Annotated in this window: 7 protein-coding genes; all 7 read right to left on the bottom strand. The window is 64.9% G+C overall.

Annotation, left to right across the window (positions count from 1 at the left end; translation table 11 throughout):
* On the bottom strand, positions 1–513 hold a 513-nt coding region (locus tag RHODMAR_RS12610; RefSeq protein ID WP_008715085.1), incomplete at its 3' end, for an L-threonylcarbamoyladenylate synthase.
* A gap of 66 nt (positions 514–579) precedes the next feature.
* Positions 580–1,464 (bottom strand): peptide chain release factor N(5)-glutamine methyltransferase, encoded by an 885-nt coding sequence (gene prmC / locus RHODMAR_RS12605; protein ID WP_042939004.1) that lies wholly within the window; start codon positions 1,462–1,464, stop codon positions 580–582.
* 34 nt (positions 1,465–1,498) lie between these two features.
* A complete protein-coding gene (locus RHODMAR_RS12600; RefSeq protein ID WP_008715083.1) occupies positions 1,499–2,350 on the bottom strand; it encodes an SHOCT domain-containing protein in 852 nt (283 codons plus the stop codon).
* 106 nt (positions 2,351–2,456) lie between these two features.
* Positions 2,457–3,533 carry a peptide chain release factor 1 gene (prfA, locus tag RHODMAR_RS12595; protein ID WP_008715082.1) on the bottom strand — a complete coding sequence of 359 codons (1,077 nt, stop codon included), beginning with the start codon at positions 3,531–3,533 and terminating at the stop codon, positions 2,457–2,459.
* Between the two features lie 97 nt (positions 3,534–3,630).
* Positions 3,631–3,864, bottom strand: coding sequence for a 50S ribosomal protein L31 (gene rpmE / locus RHODMAR_RS12590; RefSeq protein ID WP_008715081.1), 234 nt, complete (start codon positions 3,862–3,864; stop codon positions 3,631–3,633).
* Between the two features lie 200 nt (positions 3,865–4,064).
* Positions 4,065–6,236, bottom strand: a complete 2,172-nt coding sequence (gene rho, locus RHODMAR_RS12585) for a transcription termination factor Rho (RefSeq protein ID WP_008715080.1) — start codon at positions 6,234–6,236, stop codon at positions 4,065–4,067.
* A gap of 305 nt (positions 6,237–6,541) precedes the next feature.
* Positions 6,542–7,244 (bottom strand): homoserine kinase (locus RHODMAR_RS12580; protein WP_008715079.1); only part of this gene is annotated, 703 nt, incomplete at its 5' end.

Genomic DNA, 7,244 nt, shown 5'->3' with positions numbered 1-7,244 from the left:
GTCCAGGTACACCGCGGCAGAGCCACCGAGTTGTTCTCGGGCCTCTGTCACGGTGGTGGCGGGCGGGCTGCCCGAGATGTTGGCACTGGAGACCGCGAGCGGGCCCACCTCACGCAACAGCTCGAGAGCGACCGGATGCAGCGGCATACGCAGCATCACGGTGCCCTGAGCGTCCCCCAGGTCCCAGGCCAAGGACGGAGCCTGCTGCACGACGATGCTCAACGCGCCGGGCCAGAAGGCGCGAATCAGATCTCGGGTTCGTGGCCGGACGCTGTTGACCAGACCGTCGATGGTGTTCCAGGAGCCGACGAGCACGGGCACCGGCATGTCGCGGCCTCTACCCTTGGCGCGCAGCAGATCGGTGACGGCACTGCCGTCGAAGGCATCGGCCGCGATTCCGTACAGGGTGTCGGTGGGCATCACGACGAGTCGGCCGGACTTGAGGGCACCGCGATCCGCGGTCAATCCGGCAGCGCGCGCATCGGCTTCACGGCAGTCGTAAACGGTACTCACGGCACCTATCCTTCCACTTCCGGTAACGAAGTGATGTCAGGTGCCGTCCGCCTGCCGCTCCCGCCGTCAGGTTGTGACCGGATGCGCCCGTGCGGCGACGACGAACCTGGGCCTGCCCGCCAGATCCGGATGTGCGGTGACCTCGGTGAACACTCGCCGGGTGGACAGCAGAGCTACCACCTCGTCGCCGTTGGTGTCATCGTGTTCGATCGCGACCGAGCCGCCGATTCGGAGCCATCGGGCGATGTTGCCGATCATCGGCTCGATGACGGACAGTCCGTCCACACCGCCGAACAGCGCCAGGTGCGGATCGTGATCGATCACCTCCGGATCGAGGTCTGCCCCCTCAGGAACGTAGGGCGGGTTGGCGACGATCATGTCGACCGTGCCGTCCAGTTCGGTCAGCACGTCGCGAGCTGTGACGTCTCCGTGGTGCAGTGTGATCGGGGTGTCGCCATGGCCGCTACGCAGATCGGCATTGCGTCGGGCCCACGCCAACGCCGACGGATCGAGTTCGACGGCATGGACGACCGCGTCCGGCCGGGCGTTGGCGATTGCGAGGGCCAATGCGCCCGAGCCGGTGCACAGGTCGAGAATCACCGGCGGGTGGTGGTCGATATTTTCGAGGAACGCGAGAGCCCACGCCAGCAAGAGCTCGGTTTCAGGACGCGGCACGAAGACTCCCGGGCCTACTTCCACGTCTATGTTGCCCAGCGAAGTCTTACCGGTGATGTATTGCAGCGGAATACGTTTCGCGCGCTGCTCGATGGTGCGGAAGTACGCTTCGATGAGCTCGGGTTCTACGAGGGGAACCAGACCGAGACGGCCGCGCTCCACGCCGACGAGATGTGCGGCAAGCAGCTCCGCATCGACCCGAGGACTCGGCACACCGGCCGCCTCGAGCACGGACGTAGCTTCGAGGATGGCTAGGCGTAACGGCTGGCGGCTCACCGCTACAGACTGCCACGAGATACCGACGACCCACTCACAGCCGCTCGAGCAACTCCGACTTCTTCGAGAAGAACTCGTCGTCGGTCAGAAAGCCCTTCGCGTGCAAACCGGCGAGAGCCTCGATCGCCGCAGTGATGTCGGAGACGTCCACTCCGGCATGGTTGCCACCGGATCCCGACTGATTCGGGAACTGTGGAGGCGAAGGCTGCTGCTGCGGCGACTGAGACTGCGAGGGGTACGACGGCGAGGTCTGCTGGGGACCGGACTGGTTCTGCGGTGCAGGCTGATTCTGAGATCCCGTTCCGCCGCCCTGCTGGTCGACGCGAGACAGGCTCGACGCGCTGAACGTGCCGTACTGGCTGGTGAACTCCAGTGACCCCGGCCCACCGCCCTGTTGTTGCTGCACTCCCCCGATGGAATGATCGCGCGTGTCGTACACCGCCAGCTCGCCGCCCGAGAGCACGGCGAGGCGTCGGGAACCGGGGAACACCGCGTACTGCGAGCCGTTCTGACCACCGCTCGAGCTCGGCGAACCGAGTTCCGACGGCCACCACGAACCGGAGCCGAACGAGTTGCCGCCGAAGGAACCGTTGCCGGTCTCTCTCGGTGGGTACACCTGATGCTGCGACAGCACCGCGGACAGATCACGGCACAGACCGTCGACCCGACTCTTGAGCCCGTGGTCGAACATGTTGCCGACCATGGTCATCCCGCCGCGCATCCACTGGCCGCTGCCGCCGAGCTCGGGGATGTTGAACTGCGCCATGCTGCCGCGCCCGTTGTTGACGGCGTCGAGCATGGTGCGGACCGCATCGGTCGAGACGCCGTAGCGCGACGACAGCTCGGATACGGCATTCTCGCCTGCGGGGGTCAGGGCCTGGTTCATTTCGGTGTGCCTCTCGGGCTCTCGTACTGGGATCGAACCTGGCCGCCAGGGTATCGCACCGATCGGTGGACCGGCCCGACGAAATCTGTAAAGCTTTGTGTCGCAATCACTCTGCTTGCATGCGAGCGTCGCGATCCGCCTTGGCGAGCGCGTCCAGCAGTGCATCCATCTCGCCGTCCAGAACGGCATCGAGATTGTGCGCCTTGAAGCCGATCCGGTGGTCGGTGATGCGGTTCTCGGGGTAGTTGTAGGTCCTGATCCGCTCCGAGCGGTCCACGGTGCGGACCTGGCTGGCTCGGCCCGCTGCGGCCTCTTCGTCCGCCGCTTCTTCTGCCGCTGCCTGCAGGCGTGCCGCGAGCACCTGCATCGCCCGCGCCTTGTTCTGCAGCTGAGAGCGCTCGTTCTGACAGGTCACCACGATTCCGGTGGGCAGGTGCGTGAGCCGGACGGCGGAGTCGGTGGTGTTGACGCCCTGACCGCCCTTACCGGACGAGCGATAGACGTCGATGCGCAGATCGGTTTCGTCGATCTGGACTTCTTCCACCTCGTCGGGTTCGGGATACACGAGGATTCCGGCCGCGGACGTGTGCACCCGCCCCTGCGATTCGGTGACCGGTACGCGCTGCACGCGGTGGACGCCGCCCTCGAACTTCAGACGTGCCCACACGCCGTCGAGCGGGTCCTTGGTCTTGATCGACAGGGTCGCGTCCTTGTACCCACCCAGGTCCGAGACATTCGCATCGAGAACTTCGACGCGCCACCCACGGCGTTCTGCGTAGCGCACGTACATCCGCGCGAGATCGGCTGCGAAAAGGGCCGACTCCTCACCGCCCTCGCCCGACTTGACCTCCATCACGATGTCGTCGCCGTCGTGCGGATCGCGCGGAGCGAGCAGGTCGGTCAGGGTCTGCTCGAGCTGCACTACCGTCGCCTCGAGGTCCGGGATCTCCGCCGCGAACGACGAGTCGTCGGCGGCCAACTCACGCGCGGCTTCGAGGTCGTCCTGGGCTGACGTCAATTTGGTGTGCGCGGACATGATCGGGGCCAGTTCGGCAAACCTCTTGCCTGCTCTGCGCGCCGCGGAGGGATCGTTGTGCAGAGCGGGGTCGGCGAGCTGCTGTTCGAGGCCGGAGTGTTCGGCGAGAATGTCGTCGATGGCCGAAGGCTTGACTGTTCTCGCCATGTTGATGACTCACTCTCGAACGCCGATACATCTGGGTGTGGACACAAAAAAGCCGACGCCCGCCCTGTGATTCACAGGACGGGCGTCGGCGAAACAGCTAGCTGTCTGCGTCGGCCTTCTTGCCGGCGCGCTTGCCGTAGCGAGCCTCGAAACGTGCGACGCGACCGCCGGTGTCGAGAATCTTCTGCTTGCCGGTGTAGAAGGGATGGCACTGCGAGCAGACCTCGACGCTGATGCGCTCTTTGTCGGTGGTGCTTCGGGTCTCGAAAGTATTTCCGCAACCACAGACGACTGTCGTCAGTGTGTAGTCGGGGTGAATTCCTGCCTTCATGGTGTCCTTACCGTTCTTTCGTAGTGGTCGCCGGGTCGCCTTCGCTTGTCGAAGACGTGAACCGGAACCGGACTCGGCCGTTGATTATGCCAGAGCGTGCATCTGACCTGCTAATCGCCGGTACATCTGTGCCGACAGATGCTTACAACGCGCGCACTTGCCGGCTTGTTCCCGGACGCAAGATCCGGAGAACGACAACATCAATCGTTCATGCCGCCTGGGGCTGTTTTCGAGACTTCCATCAGGAACTCGAGGTTGTTCTTGCTCTTCTTGAGGCGATCGACCAGCAGGTCGATCGCTTGATGGGAGTCGAGTCCGGACAACACGCGCCGCAACTTGTGCACCACTGCCGCCTCGTCGGGAGCAAGAAGCAACTCGTCGTGTCGGGTGCTGGACGGGTTGATGTCGACTGCCGGGAACACGCGCCGCTCGGCAATCTTGCGATCGAGCTTGAGCTCGGCGTTGCCGGTGCCCTTGAACTCCTCGAAGATCACCGTGTCACCGGTGGATCCGGTTTCGACCATGGCCGTGGCGATGATCGTCAGCGATCCACCGTGCTCGATGTTTCGAGCCGCGCCGAGGAAACGCTTGGGCGGGTACAGCGCCGTCGAGTCGACACCACCGGAGAGGATTCGGCCGGATGCGGGCGAGCTGTTGTTGTACGCACGTCCCAGACGGGTGATCGAGTCGAGCAGCACCACCACGTCCTGACCGGCTTCGACCAGTCGCTTGGCGCGCTCGATCGCGAGTTCTGCAACTGCGGTGTGATCGCCCGGTGGCCGGTCGAACGTAGATGCGATGACCTCGCCCTTGACGCTGCGCTGCATGTCCGTCACTTCTTCGGGACGCTCGTCCACGAGAATGACCATGAGGTAGCACTCGGGATTGTTGATGGCGATCGCGTTGGCGATGGCCTGCAGAACACTGGTCTTACCGGCCTTGGGCGGACTGACGATCAGCGCACGCTGTCCCTTACCGATAGGCATCACCAAGTCGATGATGCGCGTGGTGAGGATGTTCTGCTGAGTCTCGAGTCGCAGTCGCTGGTTGGGGTACAGCGGGGTCAGCTTGCCGAATTCCGGACGCTTGCGGGCGGCCTCGACCTCTCCCCCGTTGACCGTGTCCAGTCGCACCAGCGGGTTGAACTTCTGCCGCTGGCCGGACTGCTCACCTTCACGGGCCACTCGCACTGCGCCGGTGACGGCATCTCCGCGACGAAGACCGTTCTTGCGAACCAGGTTCATCGACACGTAGACGTCGTTGGGGCCCGCCAGGTAGCCCGAGGTGCGGACGAACGCGTAATTGTCGAGAACGTCCAAGATGCCCGCTACGGGCTGGAGAACGTCGTCCTCACGGATCTCGGTGTCGCGCTCACGGCCACCGCCGCCTTCGTTGCCTTCGCCACGGTCGCGGCCACGACGACGCTCACGGAACCGACGACCCCGACGACCGCGGCCTTCGCCCTCGTCGTCCTGGTTGTTGTCGCGGTTGTCGCGCGGACCGTTGTTGCGATCCTCGTTGCGGTTGTCGTTGCGCCCGTCACCCTGGTTGCGGTTGCGGCCGTTACGGTCGCCCTGATTGCGACCGCCGTTCTCCCGGTTCGAGTTGTCGCGATTGGAGTTGTCGCGGTTCGAGTTGTCGCGGTTCGAGTTGTCGCGGTTCGAGTTGTCGCGGTTCGAGTTGTCGCGGTTCGAGTTGTCGCGATTGGAGTTGTCGCGGTTCGCATTGTCTCGGTTGCCGTCGGCGTCACGCTGTTCGCGTTCCGTTCCGTCCTGCCGGTTGCGCTCGCCACGGCTGCGTCGCGGACGTTCGGTGGGCGCATCGTCGCCGGCCTCGTCCTGCTTGTCGGACGGAGTGGTCGCCGACGAGCTGTCGGGTGACGCGGTATCCGGCGCAGGGGTTTCGCTGGCAGCGGTCTCGGATCCAGCGGAGTCGGCGCTGCCGTCGAGTGGAAGCTGATCGGCTGCACCGGCGCGTCGACCTGCGGCTCGACGACCACGTGTGCGCCGACCCGTCTCGGGAGCTGCGTCGGCAGAATCGACCGATTGCGTCGAGGGGGCTTCGGAGGTCGGCGTCTCGGGTGCCGCAGATTCCGGTGCTGCCGCGGGTGCAGGCCGATCTTCGACGGGGGGCGTCGAAGCGGCGGCACGACGCGACTTGGGTGCATCGGACTTCGGCGCGCTCGACTTGGCCGGCGCAGCGCCTGCTTGACGCTCGGAGATCGCTGCGATCAGGTCGCCCTTGCGCATGCCGGAGATGCTCTTGATGCCGAGTTCACCAGCGAGGCTGCGCAGCTCGGTGAGAACCATTCCGGACAGGCCTGCACGTCGCGATGACGTCTCGGGCGCAGAGATGAGTTCCGTATCGGTCACGGAGGTCCTTTCCTTCCCTCGCTCGCTCGATGCGCAGCAGAGGGTTCGTTCCGCAGTTCGACGTTCTGCCGAACTCGGATATTGCCGTTCATGTTCGACGCACTCCGTCGAAGACACCGTCGATCCGAGACCGCAGATAGCCACGGGGAGGATCGAGTCGAGAGCATCACATCACTCGGACGTTTGAATCCCCCGAATACAGCGACCTGACTGCCCTGACGAAACCGGCGTCTGAAGCGCACGATGTACGGACAGGGTTCACCATAGCGCCGTTGTCCCCAGTCGGCAAGAACCCCACGCGTTTGTCACGCGATGGTGACTCCTTCGGCGACGTCGAGTTCGAGTACCCGCCACCCCTCGGCCGCAGCGGCCTCGCGAAGATCCGATGGAAACTGCTCCGTACACAGCGCCATCACAGTCGGTCCGGCTCCGGACACCACGGCCGCGATCGACCGGGCTCGAAGTGCCGCGATCCAACGTGTGGTCTCGGGCAGCGCCTGTGCCCGTTGCCCTTGATGCAGTAGATCCTCCGTCGCGGACATCAGCAGGTCCGGCCGTTCGGTGAGGGCTACCACCGCGAGAGCACTTCGGCTGACATTGAAGGCCGCGTCGCGGTGGGGCACCAACTCCGGCAACAGTCCCCGCGTGTGCGAGGTGGACGAGCGCTCGGACGGCACGAGCACCACGACCTTGATGCTCGGGTGCACCTCGAGTCGCACGGCCGCGTACTTTCGCGCCGTCACACTGGCATTGGGCGGTTCGCTCCACGACACGACGGCACCACCGAGGCAACTTGCCGACGCATTGTCGGGATGGCCCTCGAATTCGGACGAGAGTTGAACCAGCTGACCTTCCGACAGAGACAACGACGGATCGACCTTCGCGGCCAGCGCGTTGGCGGCTGCCAAGCCTCCGACCACAGCAGACGCCGACGAGCCGAGCCCCCGAGAATGGGGAATGGCGTTGCGGCAGTGGACATCCAAGCCATCGGCCCACACTCCAGCCGCT

Source organism: Rhodococcus sp. AW25M09 (assembly GCF_000333955.1).
Classification (GTDB): domain Bacteria; phylum Actinomycetota; class Actinomycetes; order Mycobacteriales; family Mycobacteriaceae; genus Rhodococcoides.
The sequence above is the reverse complement of the archived record's forward strand: the minus strand, read 5'-3'. Positions and strand labels throughout refer to the sequence as shown.

Excerpts from the sequence above, each read along its gene's own strand:
- RHODMAR_RS12600 (WP_008715083.1), bottom strand. The coding sequence starts at position 2,350 with ATGAACCAGGCCCTGACCCCCGCAGGCGAGAATGCCGTATCCGAGCTG.
- rpmE (WP_008715081.1), bottom strand. The coding sequence starts at position 3,864 with ATGAAGGCAGGAATTCACCCCGACTACACACTGACGACAGTCGTCTGT.
- prfA (WP_008715082.1), bottom strand. The coding sequence starts at position 3,533 with ATGGCGAGAACAGTCAAGCCTTCGGCCATCGACGACATTCTCGCCGAA.